Source organism: Haladaptatus sp. R4, assembly GCF_001625445.1.
Classification (GTDB): domain Archaea; phylum Halobacteriota; class Halobacteria; order Halobacteriales; family Haladaptataceae; genus Haladaptatus.
This window is the reverse complement of sequence record NZ_LWHG01000028.1, coordinates 415,705-430,268: the sequence shown is the minus strand read 5'-3', so window position 1 is coordinate 430,268 and position 14,564 is coordinate 415,705. Positions and strand designations below refer to the sequence as shown.

14 protein-coding genes and 2 pseudogenes are annotated in these 14,564 nt (G+C 61.9%); 4 read left to right on the top strand and 12 right to left on the bottom strand.

Annotated elements, in window-relative coordinates:
- Nucleotides 1-194: 194 nt before the first annotated feature.
- Entirely contained in the window at nucleotides 195-629 is a 435-nt protein-coding gene (locus A4G99_RS17220) for a hypothetical protein (RefSeq protein WP_223301950.1), read from the bottom strand.
- Between the two features lie 166 nt (nucleotides 630-795).
- On the opposite strand from A4G99_RS17220, the gene A4G99_RS17215 reads away from it, so the two are divergent.
- On the top strand, nucleotides 796-1,812 hold the full coding sequence (locus tag A4G99_RS17215; RefSeq protein WP_066146341.1) for a metallophosphoesterase: 1,017 nt from the start codon (nucleotides 796-798) through the stop codon (nucleotides 1,810-1,812).
- Here the strand turns inward: A4G99_RS17215 and A4G99_RS17210 are convergent.
- Nucleotides 1,809-2,513 (bottom strand): alanyl-tRNA editing protein, encoded by a 705-nt coding sequence (locus A4G99_RS17210; protein WP_190303792.1) that lies wholly within the window; start codon nucleotides 2,511-2,513, stop codon nucleotides 1,809-1,811. The two genes, A4G99_RS17215 and A4G99_RS17210, sit on opposite strands and share 4 nt — an antisense overlap.
- Nucleotides 2,514-2,623: 110 nt before the next feature.
- Here A4G99_RS17210 and A4G99_RS17205 point away from each other — a divergent pair, with 110 nt between their 5' ends.
- On the top strand, nucleotides 2,624-3,331 hold the full coding sequence (locus A4G99_RS17205; RefSeq protein WP_066146336.1) for an HD domain-containing protein: 708 nt from the start codon (nucleotides 2,624-2,626) through the stop codon (nucleotides 3,329-3,331).
- A 33-nt stretch (nucleotides 3,332-3,364) separates the two neighbouring features.
- Here A4G99_RS17205 and A4G99_RS17200 read toward each other — a convergent pair whose 3' ends face one another.
- The 6 genes and pseudogenes from A4G99_RS17200 to A4G99_RS17175 form a co-directional block, all read right to left on the bottom strand.
- On the bottom strand, nucleotides 3,365-4,021 hold the full coding sequence (locus tag A4G99_RS17200) for a LysE family translocator (RefSeq protein WP_066146333.1): 657 nt from the start codon (nucleotides 4,019-4,021) through the stop codon (nucleotides 3,365-3,367).
- 71 nt (nucleotides 4,022-4,092) lie between these two features.
- Entirely contained in the window at nucleotides 4,093-4,809 is a 717-nt protein-coding gene (locus A4G99_RS17195) for a TMEM165/GDT1 family protein (protein ID WP_066146331.1), read from the bottom strand.
- A 1-nt stretch (nucleotide 4,810) separates the two neighbouring features.
- Nucleotides 4,811-5,480, bottom strand: a pseudogene (locus tag A4G99_RS17190) (metal-dependent transcriptional regulator).
- Between the two features lie 139 nt (nucleotides 5,481-5,619).
- Nucleotides 5,620-6,273 carry an HAD family hydrolase gene (locus A4G99_RS17185; RefSeq protein ID WP_066146327.1) on the bottom strand — a complete coding sequence of 218 codons (654 nt, stop codon included), beginning with the start codon at nucleotides 6,271-6,273 and terminating at the stop codon, nucleotides 5,620-5,622.
- Between the two features lie 142 nt (nucleotides 6,274-6,415).
- On the bottom strand, nucleotides 6,416-7,672 hold the full coding sequence (locus A4G99_RS17180; protein ID WP_066146325.1) for a Glu/Leu/Phe/Val dehydrogenase: 1,257 nt from the start codon (nucleotides 7,670-7,672) through the stop codon (nucleotides 6,416-6,418).
- Between the two features lie 84 nt (nucleotides 7,673-7,756).
- On the bottom strand, nucleotides 7,757-8,602 hold the full coding sequence (locus A4G99_RS17175; protein WP_066146320.1) for a CoA ester lyase: 846 nt from the start codon (nucleotides 8,600-8,602) through the stop codon (nucleotides 7,757-7,759).
- A gap of 144 nt (nucleotides 8,603-8,746) precedes the next feature.
- Between A4G99_RS17175 and A4G99_RS17170 the strand changes: the two genes are divergently transcribed.
- Nucleotides 8,747-8,947, top strand: a complete 201-nt coding sequence (locus A4G99_RS17170) for a hypothetical protein (RefSeq protein WP_066146317.1) — start codon at nucleotides 8,747-8,749, stop codon at nucleotides 8,945-8,947.
- A gap of 66 nt (nucleotides 8,948-9,013) precedes the next feature.
- On the opposite strand, the gene gdhB is transcribed toward A4G99_RS17170, so the two are convergent.
- Nucleotides 9,014-10,288 carry a glutamate dehydrogenase GdhB gene (gene gdhB, locus A4G99_RS17165; protein WP_066146314.1) on the bottom strand — a complete coding sequence of 425 codons (1,275 nt, stop codon included), beginning with the start codon at nucleotides 10,286-10,288 and terminating at the stop codon, nucleotides 9,014-9,016.
- Between the two features lie 158 nt (nucleotides 10,289-10,446).
- The gene (locus A4G99_RS17160; protein WP_066146311.1) at nucleotides 10,447-11,616 is read right to left on the bottom strand and encodes a PQQ-binding-like beta-propeller repeat protein; all 1,170 of its coding nucleotides are present in this window, start codon (nucleotides 11,614-11,616) and stop codon (nucleotides 10,447-10,449) included.
- Between the two features lie 165 nt (nucleotides 11,617-11,781).
- On the opposite strand from A4G99_RS17160, the gene A4G99_RS17155 reads away from it, so the two are divergent.
- A complete protein-coding gene (locus A4G99_RS17155) occupies nucleotides 11,782-12,246 on the top strand; it encodes a MaoC family dehydratase (protein WP_066146308.1) in 465 nt (154 codons plus the stop codon).
- A gap of 12 nt (nucleotides 12,247-12,258) precedes the next feature.
- Here the strand turns inward: A4G99_RS17155 and A4G99_RS17150 are convergent, their stop codons facing one another.
- Entirely contained in the window at nucleotides 12,259-12,606 is a 348-nt protein-coding gene (locus A4G99_RS17150; protein ID WP_066146306.1) for a DUF5658 family protein, read from the bottom strand.
- Between the two features lie 177 nt (nucleotides 12,607-12,783).
- A pseudogene (locus A4G99_RS17145) lies at nucleotides 12,784-14,486 on the bottom strand (acyl-CoA carboxylase subunit beta).
- Between the last annotated feature and the right edge of the window lie 78 nt (nucleotides 14,487-14,564).

Genomic DNA, 14,564 nt, shown 5'->3' with positions numbered 1-14,564 from the left:
GCGAGACACCACCGTTGGACAAACTGCTCACGAAGGGGTACGTTAAACTAAGTGTGTACGATGGGGACGATTTTGTCGAAGACGGAACGTTGACTCTCTACGAGCGGTCTCGTTGCTGAAAACGGCCAGTATGGGGGAACGTGATTTCGATAGCGAGTGATCCGAATTTGTGCGATAATATGGAAAATAGAGGTTTAGAGACGGTCGCGGCCGTTGCCACGCGACGTCGATCCGCCCACGTCGATTCGCTCTACTGCTTTCACGACCTTACGAAGATACCGACGAACGTCGAACTCGTTTTGTCGTCCCGACCGTTGGTGTCCGGAACGGGGTGTCTGGGTCGACGTCGAACCGCCAGCTAGCTGTCGAACTTTGCGTTGCGTTTCCTTGGAAATGAGTGGTTCTTCCGGCGAGATTGCCCGTGACAGTATCGCACAGACGGCAGCGATCACCACGAAGTAGTAGCCGAACGCCGTGAATATGTTATCCGAGAAAAACGCTACATAGATCCCGTTGATGAAGAAAAACAACCCCATCAACAGTAGAATCTTGTTGAGATAGGAAGACGACGACTCCGTTGTCGTCGTCGTCCTCGTTGTTCCGATTCCTTGGAGGCTTCTCGTGCTCATCCTCACCTTCCGTTTCGACGTGTGACGTAATGAAAGTCAGTCAGACATGTGTGCCGAACGTGACCTGAACCCTAATAGACTATTCGGCCGAATCTATATAGAATATGGTGTTAGATATATATTCTATACGCTAGATTTATACTTCTCGCGGCAGTCTACACGTGTGATGCTCGAAGAGGGGATGGCGCTGGAAATCAACGGGAAATCCAGCCCGACTGACGCGGTCATCGAATCATCCGAGGCGACTACCGACTCCGGTCCGCTGTTCGCTCGATTCTCGCATCCTCGAAGTCAGACGCGAACGAGGATTGCGCTCGTCTCCGACATGCACGTCTCTACCGAAAAGCAGGGTACGTGGAAGGTCTTCCACCGAACACGCGACCGCCTCCGAACCGTTATCGAGGACGTAAACAGCCGTGAGGTGGATTCGGTCGTGTTCGCGGGCGACCTCACGGAGGACGGGTCCGTCGCGGATTTCGAAACCGTCCGATCGATCCTCGCTGGCCTCGACGTTCCGTTCGTGGCCGTCCCCGGCAATCACGATGTTCCGAAGTCGTTCGACGCCCACGAGACACCGGCGCTCTCCTCGTTCGAATCGAACTTCACACCCGACGAACTCCCGTTCCATCGGCAGGTTGGCGGCGTGGACGTCATCGGATTGAACAGCGCATCGACGCCGACCGGGACGTTGTCGGACTGCCACGACGGCTGTATCTCCGCCGACCAACTCGCGTGGCTGGACGAAACGCTCCCGAAGACGGACGCCCCAATCGTCGTCTCCCATCACAACCTCCCGGGTCTCGCAAAGGAGACCGACGCTCATTCGTGGCGGTCGTCGTTCCCGATGCAAAACGCGAGCGACCTGGCAGAACTCCTCTCCCGACACGACGTTCCGCTCCACGTCTCCGGTCACTTGCACGTCCCGGCGACCGCAGAGACGATGGGCGTACGCGAACTCCTCGCCCCGTCGCTGTGTTCGTTCCCACAGGCGTACCTTCTGTTCGACATCGACCGACACGGGACGACCGTTCGGTTCGTTCCCACGGCAGGTCCGGAGGGCACGAGTGAAGCCTACATGCACGCGAAGAAGGATTCCGCCCGAAGCGATGCCCTCGCCGAGATCACGGCGGCGCGACTCGACTCGTTGCCGCTCGTGGACGAACGGCTATTGGCGTCCCACTAATCCAGCACGAACTTCAATCGCTCTTCGTCGCTTCCTTTGGTCTCCCGGCCGGTAATCCGGAACTCCCCGAGTTCGTCGGTCCGTCGGACGTGTGTCCCCGCACAGGCGGTTTTGTCGAACGCTTCGATCTCCACGATACGGATTTCGCGGATGCTTTCGGGAAGCAGGTGGATCCGCGTTCGCTCCGGGTCGAGGGAGGACTCGGCTTCCTCGCGGTCCAGTTCGTACCACAAGACTTCCAGTCCGTCCTCGATGCGGTCGTTCATGACCGACTCGATGTGGGCGAACTCCTCGTCGGTGAACCGTTCGTAGGCACAGTCGATTCGGGCGCGGTCGGTGTACAACTGGTTTCCGGTCGTGCTCGCGTCGTACTCGTCCAACAACACCGCCGAGAGGAGGTGCTGGGCGGTGTGATACTGCATGTGGGCGTAGCGTCGGTCCCAGTCGATTCGTCCGGTGACGGTCGTCCCCGCTTCGGGCGGGGTTCCATCGACGGTGTGGTAGACGGTGTCCTTCTTCTGTACGTCGGTGACGTTCCACGTCTCGCCGTCGGCTACGAGAACCCCCGTATCGAAGGGTTGGCCACCGCCTTCCGGGTAGAACAGCGTTCGGTCGAGCACGACGCGGTCGTCGACGACGCGCTCGACTGTGGCTTCGAATTCCCGTTCCTCGGTCGCTTCGAGGTACAACGCATCGGTCATACACGGGGAGAAGAACACCCGGGACTTAATGACCTCGTCGTAACGCTAAAGAGCGAATCGTGCGTTTGTATCAGTAATGAGTACGAATACTGAACGATGGAGGGATTTTTGTGGGTGTCGAAATTAAGGGTTCACCCGTCTCCGATCCCGAATTCGAGGAGATGAAGACGTTCGTGTACGAGTATCTCGATGCGAGCGTACAAAACGAGGAGGGAGGGGGACGCATGCGGTGGTACCCGTGGCACTCCGCGGATTACCGATTCAACCACATTCTCAACGTCGTGAACCTCGCGGAAACGATTGCGGAACGCGAAGGGGCAGACGTGGACGTCGCCCGCGTCGCCTCGCTGTTTCACGACATCGCCAAACTCGACGCGGATCAGGAAGTCCACGCCGAGGAAGGTGCGCGGGTCGCCCGCGAGTATCTCGAATCGCACGGCGAGTTCCCCGAATCGTTCGTCGATCAGGTGTGCAAAGCCGTCGAAGACCACTCCTATCAGGGCGACCTCTCGCGCCTCTCGAAGGAGGCCCAGTCCCTCATCGAAGCCGACATGCTCGACAAGGTCGGCGCGAACGGGACCGCACTGATGTTGTTGCGCATGGGATACGAGGCGCGGACGCACATGGCCGCCGCCGAGATGGTCGACCGAGTCCTCGAACGCGGCAAGGACGCGTCTTCCCGCGTGCAGAGCGAGACGGCACAGGACATCGCTCACCGCAGACTCAAGCGCGTGAAGTGGTTCCGCGAATGGCTCGAAGACGAAGTCCCAGAGATGGACGCCGAACCGTCGGGGTCGCCCCGCGGCACCGGACGCTGACTGGACGGAAGATCGTATTCGAATCCGACTATTTTATGCGAGCGTCGTCACGGCGTCGTAGAGGAACGAAACCCCCGCCAGCGCGAGAATTCCCGCACTGATGTAGGCGACGGCCGGTGCGAGCGAGTCGATCCGCTTTTCTGCCGCGGACAGCGCCGCCGGAAAACCGGTGATCCAGCACGCGATGCCCAAAAAGAAACCGACGATGATTATCGGCCCGCCGGTCGAAACCGTGAGTTGTCCGGGGAGTCCCGAGAGCACGTCGAACTGACCGGGGTCGAGCAGACCGACGCCGGCCGTGAGCCACCAGATGATCTGAAACGGGTTCGTGATGGCGAGCGCGAACGCCTTCCGGAACCCCCTCGCGTCCTCGTCCACTGAGTCCGTGGTGAACGTGGAGGTGGCGTCCTTCGCCGCGCCGTAGGCGAAATACAGCATCAATACCCCGCCGACACCGACCATGAGTCCGCGGACGAGCGGGGCTTCCCGAACGACCGTGACGACGCCCGCGAGTGCGAGGACGAAAAAGCACGCGTCGGCGGTCATCGCACCGAGTCCGGCGAAAAAGCCCGACCGCCACCCGCGGAGAACGCTCTCCTCGGCGATGACCGCGTTCATCGGACCCGGTGGTGCGGCGAGCGAGAGTCCGAGAACGACCCCCGCGAACGCCGAGACGAGTGCGGCAAGCATCTGTCACCCAGTTTGGGTTGGGGTGAGTAAAAGACCGCGGTTAGGGGAAAGAGGTGAGTGGCGCGGGGAGGTCACGGGAACCCGAGCCATTCGGCGAAGACGAGCGCGCCGAAGGCGAGGAAGACGAGCGACGCGACGAGTTCGAGCCACTTCGTCGGGAGGACGCGCTCGAAGCGCTCGCCGATGAAGGCGTCGAGTCCCGTCCTGAGACCGAGCGCCGCGATGACGCCGACGAATATCGAAAGCGGCGAGTGCGGGAACGTCGTCGAGAGGTTGATCGTCAGCAGTTGGGTCTTGTCGCCGAACTCGGCGAACATGATGAAGACGAACGTCGAAAGCACGCCGCCGTAGGCACCCATCCGATTCAGTAACCCGTCCGGAATCAGCCTCCCGGTCGTACCCACGTCCATTCCGCCGCCGGTTACGAGCGGCGGGTCTGACGAGGAGTCCTCGGCGAACTTCGGCACCGCGTTCGTCAACGTCCAGAGCCCGAAGATGACGAACAAACCGCCGGTCAGTACCGTGATCGCGTTCCCGGGGAGGGTGGATTCGACGATGTGACCGAACGCGATTTCGACGGTGCTCCACAACGAAAACGCCGCCATCGCGCCGAGAAATACCTTCTTCGCGTCGTAGCGTGACGCGAGGGTGACGACGACGAGTTGTCCTTTGTCCCCGAAGGTGGCGAGCAGGTTGGCGAGAAAGGCGGCGAGGAGCGGGCCGTAGCCGTCGTAGCGGTGGATGATCCCTTGGAGACCCGCCGCTAACGGCGTCGGTTCTCCGACCATCTCAGGCGATTTCTTCGACGACTGCCCGGACGCGAATCGACCGAGCGACGCTTTCCGGAAGGCTCTGTTCGCCACCGACGACGGACACGGTTACCATGCCGAACGGGGCGACGTCGACGATTTCGAGTTCCGTTCCCGGCGAAATACCCGCTTCGGCGAGGTAGCGCAACTCCTCGTCTCGCGGTCGCTGACGCGCGCCACGACGACGTGTTGACCGGCCTCGTGTTCGCTCAGCCGCGTCGTGTCGTCCTCCTCGATGGGCGAGAGGTTCGCGTCGGGAATCGGGTCCCCGTGGGGGTCGATGGTCGGATTCCCGAGCGCTCGGCGACGCGCTGTTCGAACTCCTCGCTGATGTGGTGTTCGAGGCGGTCGGCTTCGGCGTGGACTTCGCTCCACGAGTAGTCCAGATGTTCCGTCAGGTAGGCTTCCAGCAGTCGGTGGTGACGGAGCACTTCGAGCGCAACCGTCTCGCCCTCGGCGGTGAGTTCCACCCCCTTGTACTTCTCTCGATCGAGCAGTCCGCGGTCGGTCAACTTTTCGACCATACTGGTGACCGTCGGCGGTGTTACTCCCAGATAGTCCGCGATTTCGGAGGTCGCTACCGGACCCCCGTCCTCCGTCTGGAGCGTATAGATGGCCTTCAAGTAGTCCTCCATCACGTCGCTCAGCATCACTACCGGGGATTAGACGCTTCTAAACCTTTAATTTGTCGTGTGCTCAGTGGCAGATGACGCCCTTTCGTCTCCCTTTCAGACTCCTCGTTCCCGTCCGCTTTCGACGGTCCTTCTCCGTTCGCTTCTGATGGTTCTCTTATTTCCCCTTCGTTTCGATCAACGGGAGGAGTACGTCCGCGAGTTCCGTCATATCGGCGGCCGAGACCGGGGCCGCCGGTCGTGATTCGTCGCCGACGTACACCGTTCCGAATCCCTGCTCGCGGGCGGGGACGATGTCCTCTTCGAAGGTGTCGCCGATATAGATGTACTCGTCCGCGTCGAGTCGCCGTTTCGCTTCCTCGAAGATTTCCGGGTCGGGTTTCCGGGCACCGAACTCGTTCGAGACGATGACGGTGTCGACGAGCGTTTCGAGTCCGTGCGCTTCGATCTTTCGCCGTTGTGCCCGCCCGTCCCCGTTCGTGAGGATTCCGGTCGGGTGTCGAGCGGAAACGGTTTCGACCAACCGCCGTACGGCCGGTTGGATGCGCGTGGCTTCGGCCTCGTTTTCGATGTGCCGTGTCGCCAACGTACTCGGGTCCGAATCGAGACCGTGTTCCTCACAGACCGCGGCGAAGGCGCGTTCGTACGGGTTCGATTGCAGTTCCGTAATGGCCCCCAACACCGCATCCGAGTACCGTACCAGCATCTCCTCGGTCGGTTCGACGGGCAACGACCCCGCAGTTATCTCCCCGAACGAAGCGGTGTATTCGAGGAGGGTGTTGTCGAGGTCGAAGTAAACGGCAGTCGTCATTAGATGATATCTCTATCCCGGTGGAAAGTACGCTTCGGTGGGAGGATGCTCTCCGTTCGCACGCAACTGCCGGGCCGAAAAAGGTGTTCGAATCGAACTTCTGTCAGTCGAAACCCGCCGTGGGAGAGGCGTTATTCGGCTGTTATGGCCAGTTGCCGCTCTCGGTGTAGGAGTCGATGACGCGCTGGAGGGCGACGACGTAGGCCGCGGTCCGGAAGTTCGGCAGGTCGTTCGCCTCGTAGGCGTCCGTCAGGTCGCCGAACGCGGAGACGATGACGTCTTCGAGTTCCTCGTTGACGCGCTCTTCCGACCAGTAGAAGCGCTGGCGGTTCTGGACCCATTCGAAGTACGAGACCGTCACCCCGCCCGCGTTGGCGAGGATGTCGGGGAAGACGTGGACGTCGCGCTCCGTGAGCACGTCGTCGGCGTCCGGCGTGAGCGGGCCGTTCGCGGCTTCCACGATGACGTCCGCCTGAACGTCCTTCGCGAGGTCACCGTCGATGGCGTTTTCGAGCGCCGCGGGAACGAGCAGGTCCACGTCGAGCGTGAGGAGTTCCTCGTTGCTGATTTCCTCTTCGGCACCGGCGTACTCGACGACGCTACCGGTCTCGTTCTTGTGGTCCTTGACGTCGCGGGCGTGGAGTCCGTCGGGGTTGTAGATACCGCCGCTGGAGTCCGAGACGGCGACTATCTTCGCGCCGAGGTTTTCGATGAGTTTCGCGGCAATCCATCCGGCGTTCCCGTAGCCCTGCACGGCGACGGTTGCGCCGTCCATCTCCTTGCCGAGGTAGTCGAACGCCTCACGAGCGGTGAGCATGGTCGAGCGACCCGTCGCCTCGACGCGGCCTTCGCTGCCGCCGCTTTCGAGCGCTTTACCCGTGATGACGCCCGGTTCGGTCGTGTTTTCGAGTTTCTCGTAGGTGTCCTTGATCCAGTTCATCTCGCGCTGGCCGGTGTTCACGTCCGGCGCGGGAATGTCCTGGTCGACGCCGATGAACGGGCGGAGTTCCTTGGCGAACGAACGCGTGATACGCTCCAGTTCGGCCTCGCTGTACTCGTCGGGGTCGATGACGATACCGCCTTTCCCGCCGCCGTAGGGGATATCAACCACGGCGGTCTTGTAGACCATCCACCCGGAGAGGGCTTTCACTTCGTCGCGGGAGACGTTGGGGTGGTAGCGGATGCCACCTTTGTACGGGCCGCGGTCGCCGTTGAACTGCGAACGGAAGGCTTTGAACACTTCGATGGACCCGTCGTCCATCTCGACAGAGAGATTCGTCTCGAGAATCCGCTGGGGGTGCTTGAGCCGCTCGAAAACGTCAGGGGACGCGTCGAGATATTCGGACGCGTCGTCTATCTGTTCCTGCAAGCTCTCGAACGGATTAGCTTGTTCGGACATCGTATGTCAGTCCCACCCACCCACTGTTAAACGTGACGAAATAACCATGAACTATTATACCTAAATGAGGTATAAGGAAGAGGGTCAGTTGTCAGCGTCCGCGTACTCCACGATACGCTCCGCTTGGGCGATGAGCGGCGCATCTATCATTTCACCGTCGACTCTGAAAACGCCGCGTCCGTCCTCGTCGGCGTCCGCTTTCGCCGTCAGGACGGCTTCGGCCCACTCCACCCGCTCCGGGTCGGGCGTGAACGCCTCGTTGATGGGCGCGACCTGTGCCGGATGGATCGCCATCTTTCCGTCGTAGCCGAGTCGGATGGCGAACTCCGTCTCCTCGCTCAACCCCTCCGTATCTCCGAAATCGGTGTAGACGGTATCGATGGCGTCGACGCCGTTGGCGCTCGCCGCGATGACGACGTGTTCCCGGGCGTAGAGCACCTCGGTCCCCTCGTTGGTTCGAGTCGCGCCGATGTCCGCCGACAGGTCCTCCGCCCCGAACACGAGTGCGGCCGTTTCGTCCACCGCCGCGATCTCCGCGGCGTTGAGAACCCCGCTCGCCGTCTCGACCAGCGCGAGGATCGGGACCCGACAGTCGTGTTCGTGGAGCAGTCGAACCAGCGTCTCGGTATCGTCGCCCGATTCCGTTTTCGGCAGCATGACCGAATCGATGGCGTCGGCACCGTCGGCGATTCCACGGAGGTCGTCGTCCGCCGCGATCCCCGTCGGGTTGACGCGAACACACACCTCACAGTCCGGGTCGAACGCCGGGTCCGTGAGCACGTCACGGACGGCCTCGCGGGCTTCGTCCTTTCGATCGGGGGAGACCGCGTCCTCCAAGTCGAACACGATCACGTCGGCCCCTGCTCCGGGTGCTTTTCGCATCATCTCCGGGCGGTCGCCCGGCGTGAACATGACGCTTCGTCGTGGCATACGGGAACGACGCGTGGCGTCGATTTCAACCCACCGAACGGGTTCGTTCGTGCACCCTCGGCGTCCCGATCTCGGCGTTCGAAGAGCGTATCGAATCGGAAATTCCCCAGATAGGTTTATCCCGTCACCCTTCGGTACGTCGGCATGGAACGAACGGAAGGGTCGGGAAGGGAAGAGTCGGACGCGGACGAAGAAGGCGATTCGAACACCAACATGGGGCTCGGTATCGGCATTGGCGTCGCTCTCGGTGCCGGTATCGGTGTCGCACTGGATAATATCGCACTCGGAATGGGGGTCGGAATCGCTATCGGCGTAGCGCTCGGTGCCGGGATGTCCGACCGGTGATGGTTCTGCCCCCGGACGACGACAGAAAAATTTCGCTGGTAAACGTCCCGAAGGACGCTTGCCGTTTTATGGCCAGAGTCCGCGCGCCGTGTGAGCCTCGGCGATACGCGAGAGGCCGACGATGTACGCGGCGTCACGCCACGTCACGCCGCGCTCTTCGACTTCGGATCGGACGTCGTCCCACGCGGTGAGCATCTCGGATTCGAGTTCCTCGTTCACGCGTTCGAGCGACCACTGGCGGCGGTTGATGTCCTGTAGCCACTCGAAGTACGAGACCGTCACCCCGCCCGCGTTGGCGAGGATGTCCGGAATGACGTGGATACCGCGCTTCTCGAATATCTCGTCCGCGGTGGTCGTCGTCGGACCGTTCGCACCCTCGACGATGATGTCCGCCTCGACGTCGTGGGCGTTCGACTCGGTGAGGACGTTCCCGATTGCGGCCGGGATGAGCACGTCGACGTCGAGTTCGAGGAGTTTCTCGTTGGGAATCGCCTCGTGGCCGTCGAACGTCGTGACCGCCTCGGGTTCCTCCTCGTGGGTCGGAATCGCGTCGATGTCGAGTCCGTTCTCGTCGTAGATCGCACCGTTCACGTCGGAGACGGCGACGACGTTCGCACCCCACTCGTGGAGCGAGAGGGCGGCGTTCGCGCCGACGCTCCCGAACCCTTGGATGGCGATCGACGTGTCTTCGAGGTCGTAGTCGTAATACTCACACGCTTCGCGGGCGATGATGGCGACCGAGCGACCGGGCGACTCCTCGCGGCCGTAGGACCCGCCAATGACAGGCGGTTTACCGGTGACGACGCCGGGTTGCGTTTCGCCTTCCTGCATGGAGTAGGCGTCCATGAACCACGCCATCGCCTGCGCGTCGGTTCCCATGTCCGGCGCGGGAATGTCGCGCATCGGGCCGATGAAGTCGCGCAGTTCCTCGGCGAAGCGGCGGGTGAGCCGTTCTTTTTCCTCGTTGCTGAGTTCCTTCGGGTTGACGATGATGCCACCCTTCGCGCCCCCGAACGGGAGGTCCATGACGGCGCATTTCCACGTCATCCACATCGAGAGGCCGACGCACTCGTCTTCGGTGACGCCGGGGTGGTAGCGCATTCCGCCCTTGAACGGTCCGCGCACGCTGTCGTGTTGGGCGCGGTAGCCGGTGAAGATATCCGTGTCACCGTTGTCCCGCTTCAGCGGCACCGAAACCCGGTGTACTTGGTCGGGGTGCTTCAAGCGCTCGATCGTGCCGCGGTCCACGTCGAGGTGCGCCGCCGCGCGCTCCAGTTGTCGTCGTGCCGTTTCAACCGCCGTTTCCGGTTCGTCCGTAGTCTGCTTCCCAGTAGATGCCATAGTTGGACGCCTCCGACAGGCTTGCCAGTTTAGTCGGTAGTAATACGAGAAATGCCTTGTCATCCGTCGTTGCGTCGGCATGAGATACCACGGCACGATACTGAGGAAGACGGTTGCCGTTGCTGGGGAAAATCGGGAGAAAGTCCGGTGACAGCGACTTACTGCGGCAGGGCGTAGACCATCCCGGCCACGTCACCGACGTAGACGGATTCGCTGCTGACCGCTGGCGATCCGACCAGCGAGTCCTGTGCTCGGAAATGCCACCTGGTGCGGCCGTCGGCGCGGTCGAGCGCGACCAGCAAGCCGTCGTCGTTGCAGGCGTAAACCAGTTCGTTCGTGACGACGGGCGACCCCCACACGCGGGCGTCGGTTTCGACACACCACCTGACGGTCCCCTCCCGCGCGTCGAGCGCCAAGATATTCCCGTCCGCGGAACTGGTGTAAACGATACCGCCGACGGCGACCGGCGACGACCAGACACCGGCGTCCGTCTGATACCGCCATTTGGTTTTGCCCGTTTCGGCGTCGAGCGCGTAGATTCGGTCGCCGTCCACGGTCCCGACGTAGGCCGTGTCACCGACGACGGTGGGAGCGCCCGCGATGGCGAGTGACGGCGCGAAGCGGAAGAACTCCTCCCCGTCGTCCACGTCGTGGGCGAACAGCCCACCGTCGAGTCCGGTCGCGTAGAGGGTATTACCCGCTATCTGCATGGACGTGAGCGCTCGTGCGGGGGTTCGGAAGGACGATTTCAACTCACCCGTTTCGGCGTCGAGCATGGACACCTGTCCATCGCGCGAAGCGACGTACAGCGTGTTCCCGACGAGTATCGGCGCTTCCTCCACGCCAGCATCCGACTCGAAACACCATTCACGCGTTCCGTTCGTCCCGTCGAGTGCGAACAGGTTCCCGCTCCTGTCACCGACGTAGGTGAGGTCCCCACCCGGCGTCGGCGACCCGACCGCGTTCGGTGCTTGGAACAGCCAGTTGCTCACGCCATCCTGCTGGTCGATACTACAGACGAACCCGTTCTCGGTACCGACGTACATCGACCCGTCCCTGACGACGGGTGCGGTTTCGACCGGCCCACCGACTTGGGCGAACCACCGCGCGTGAACGCGCCTGCTGTCGCTCAACGGTGTCATCGGAGTCGTCGGCGTCGTCGGTTCCTCCTCGCTCCCGGGATCGACGGGGCCGGGGCGGATATCCGGTTCCGAGTCGATACCGCCGTCGGTGGACGGTCGAGGGGGCTTCGAACCCGAATCGGTGCCGCCATCCGAAATGAACGTCGTGTCGTCCGTCGCCGACTGTCGTGTACTGTAATCTTTCATATTCCTCCAGACCTGAATTCCGCCTGACTGTCCAGATACTCGAATACTGTCTACTTTGTTATGAACCGGTTACACCCCGCTATCGGCCGTGCAACGGTTGGAACGGTTGCAACGGACCCGGCGGAGACCGACAGGATTTTTCCCACCGCTGACCCAAATTTTGCCATGACCGGACTGTACTACGAGGAGTTCGAGGTGGGCCGGACTATCGAACACGAGAGGCGGCGCACTATCAGCGAAGCCGACAATCAGAAATTCTGTGATATGACGATGAATCAACAGCCGCTCCATCTGGACGCCGAGTTCGCGGCCGACACCCAGTTCGGCGAGCGCCTCGTCAACGGTCTCTATACGATGAGCATCGCGGTCGGCGTCTCGATCCCGGACACGACGGACGGAACCATCGTCGCCAACCTCTCCTACGACAACGTCTCGCACCCCAACCCGGTGTTCCACGGCGACACGATTCGGGCACAGTCCACCGTGACCGACAAACGCGAAACGAGCGACGGCGAGCGCGGAGTCGTCACCATGCACGTCGAGGTGTTCAAGATCGATGGTGAGGACGAGACGCTCGTCTGCGAGTTCGACAGGACGGCGTTGTCGCTCAAAAAGGCGAACGCCGAGTAGACAGAGGAGGTTTCACAGTCGGGTGAACAGGGAGAGGTTGACGACGACGGCGAACACCCACGGGAACGCGAGTCCGGCGGGGACGAGCGTGACGTACTGTCGAGGAACGAGCGTCCGGCAGACGAATCCGACGGCCAACGCGAACGTCTTCAGGCCGACGAGCGAGAGGAATCCGAATCGGCCGAGCGCGCCGCGCGCGACCGGATTCGATTCGGCGAGTCCCACCTGTAACCCGACGTACGTCGTAACCAGGTCGCCGACCAGCGCGTGGAGGACGACGGCCCAGAGCAGTCGTTCCACGTCGCCGAAATCGAACCAACCAGTGCGTTGATAGCGGTAAGAGAACTGCTGATGACTCATAGGTGATGGCGCGGTAGTTCCACGTCATCTCGGATACGCCTGAACGGTGCTTTATTATGAAGTGCCTTATCGGCTCACCCGGTGTTCAAGTGGGTGCTACTGTCTGATTCGAATAATATTCATACGGTCATTTCGCCGTTCGGACGTGAAAAGTAGATGTCGGTTCCCGTCGTCCGATTACAGGATTGTCCCGTGCTTCTTGTCCGGGAGGTCCTTTTCGAGACCGGCGTAGAAGTCGTAGCGCTGGACGAGTTCCTCGCGGAGGGTACTCGGCGGGACGATGTCGTCGATGACCATGTCGCTCGCCATGCGGTGCACGTCGATGTCCTCGCGGTACTCCTCGCGGAGTTCCTGCTCGCGCTGGGCGCGTTCCTCCGGGTCCTCGATGTCGTTCAACTTGTTCGCGTACACCGCGTTGATCGCCGCTTCGGGACCCATGATGCCGATCTCGCCGGACGGGAGCGCGATGACGCTCTGGGGGTCGTACGCGGGGCCGGACATGGCGTAGATTCCCGCACCGTACGCCTTCCGGACGACGACTGAGATTTTGGGGACGGTGGACGAGGAGGTGGCGTAAATCATCTTCTTGCCTTTCTCCAGGATCGCGTCCTTCTCGACTCCGGACCCGGCCATGAATCCCGGCGTGTCACAGAGGTAGAGGAGCGGAATCTCGAAGGCGTCACACTTCCAGATGAATTCGGCCGCCTTCTCGGCGCGTCCGGGAAGATGGCACCCGAGCGCTGTGCCGGTTGGTTGGCGACGATGCCGACCGGACGGCCGTCGATTTTGGCGAACGCCGTGATGATTTCGCCGCCGAACTCAGGCCTGAGTTCGAAGTACGAATCCGAATCGACCACGCGCTCTACGAGGTCGGTCATGTCGTAGGCCCGGTTCGGACTCGACGGGATGACCTCGTCGATGCCGTCCGGCGACAGTTTCGGCGCTTTCGGTTCGCTTCGAGGCGGTTTCTCGTGTGCCTTGTCGGGGAGATACGTGATGAGGTCCGCCACGAGTTCGCGGGCGTGTTCCTCGTCGCGGGCGACGAGGTCCGCGCTTCCCGATTCCGCCGCGTGCATGTGCGCGCCGCCGAGGTCCTGCATGCTGATGTCCTCCCCGGTGACCATCTGTACCATCCGCGGCGAGGCGATGGCCATCGCGGACATGTTCTCGACCATGATGGTGAAATCGGCGAAGACGGGGGTGTACGCCGCACCGGCGATACACGGCCCGTAGAGCACGCAGATCTGTGGAACACGCCCCGAGAGCATCGAGTGGTTGTAGTAGTACTTCCCGATACCTTCGCGGTTGGCGAAGAACCCGGACTGCTGGTCGATACGCCCGCCCGAGGAGTCCATCAGATAGAGGACTGGTTTCCCGTTCTGAAGCGCCCGCTGTTGCATGCGCAGGAACTTCTCGACTCCTTTGGCGGCCATGCTTCCGGCCTTGACCGTGAAGTCGTTCGCCATGAAGTGCAGGTCGCGGTCCTCGAACGTGGCCGCGCCGGTGAGCAGGCCGTCGGCGGGCAGTTGGTCGTCCGCGTCGAACTCGGCGAACCGGCCGTCCTCGAACTTGATTCCCGCTTCACCGAACCAGAGGTCGAGTCGGTCCCGAACGAATAGCTTTCCCTTCTCGGAGAGGCGCTCCTTGTACTTCTCCGGACCGCCCAACTCGATCTCCTCGATCTCTTCCCAGAGCAGTTCCTCGCGCTCGGTCGGTCCGAGGTCGTCCTCCAGCGGTTCGCCGGGGTCGTCCCAGGTGACGGTCGGTTCCGTTTCGTCACCGACGAACACTTCCACCTCGCTGCCGACGTGCTCGGCGAGTGCACTGGCGATCGCCGAGGCTTCCTCGTCGGTCGCCCCTTCACCGATACGGACTTTCATGAATGAGAATGCGCGAAGGGATTTCAAACCGTTTTCCCTTTCTATCGCGACAATATTTTCGAGCGAGGGGCGGAGACG

Coding starts and splice junctions, on each gene's coding strand:
- A4G99_RS17175 (WP_066146320.1), bottom strand. CDS start 8,602: ATGCCACGACGAAGCGTCATGTTCACGCCGGGCGACCGCCCGGAGATG.
- A4G99_RS17155 (WP_066146308.1), top strand. CDS start 11,782: ATGACCGGACTGTACTACGAGGAGTTCGAGGTGGGCCGGACTATCGAA.
- A4G99_RS17170 (WP_066146317.1), top strand. CDS start 8,747: ATGGAACGAACGGAAGGGTCGGGAAGGGAAGAGTCGGACGCGGACGAA.
- A4G99_RS17150 (WP_066146306.1), bottom strand. CDS start 12,606: ATGAGTCATCAGCAGTTCTCTTACCGCTATCAACGCACTGGTTGGTTC.
- A4G99_RS17160 (WP_066146311.1), bottom strand. CDS start 11,616: ATGAAAGATTACAGTACACGACAGTCGGCGACGGACGACACGACGTTC.
- A4G99_RS17180 (WP_066146325.1), bottom strand. CDS start 7,672: ATGTCCGAACAAGCTAATCCGTTCGAGAGCTTGCAGGAACAGATAGAC.
- A4G99_RS17195 (WP_066146331.1), bottom strand. CDS start 4,809: ATGGTCGGAGAACCGACGCCGTTAGCGGCGGGTCTCCAAGGGATCATC.
- A4G99_RS17210 (WP_190303792.1), bottom strand. CDS start 2,513: ATGACCGATGCGTTGTACCTCGAAGCGACCGAGGAACGGGAATTCGAA.
- A4G99_RS17215 (WP_066146341.1), top strand. CDS start 796: ATGCTCGAAGAGGGGATGGCGCTGGAAATCAACGGGAAATCCAGCCCG.
- A4G99_RS17185 (WP_066146327.1), bottom strand. CDS start 6,273: ATGACGACTGCCGTTTACTTCGACCTCGACAACACCCTCCTCGAATAC.
- A4G99_RS17200 (WP_066146333.1), bottom strand. CDS start 4,021: ATGCTTGCCGCACTCGTCTCGGCGTTCGCGGGGGTCGTTCTCGGACTC.
- gdhB (WP_066146314.1), bottom strand. CDS start 10,288: ATGGCATCTACTGGGAAGCAGACTACGGACGAACCGGAAACGGCGGTT.
- A4G99_RS17220 (WP_223301950.1), bottom strand. CDS start 629: ATGAGCACGAGAAGCCTCCAAGGAATCGGAACAACGAGGACGACGACG.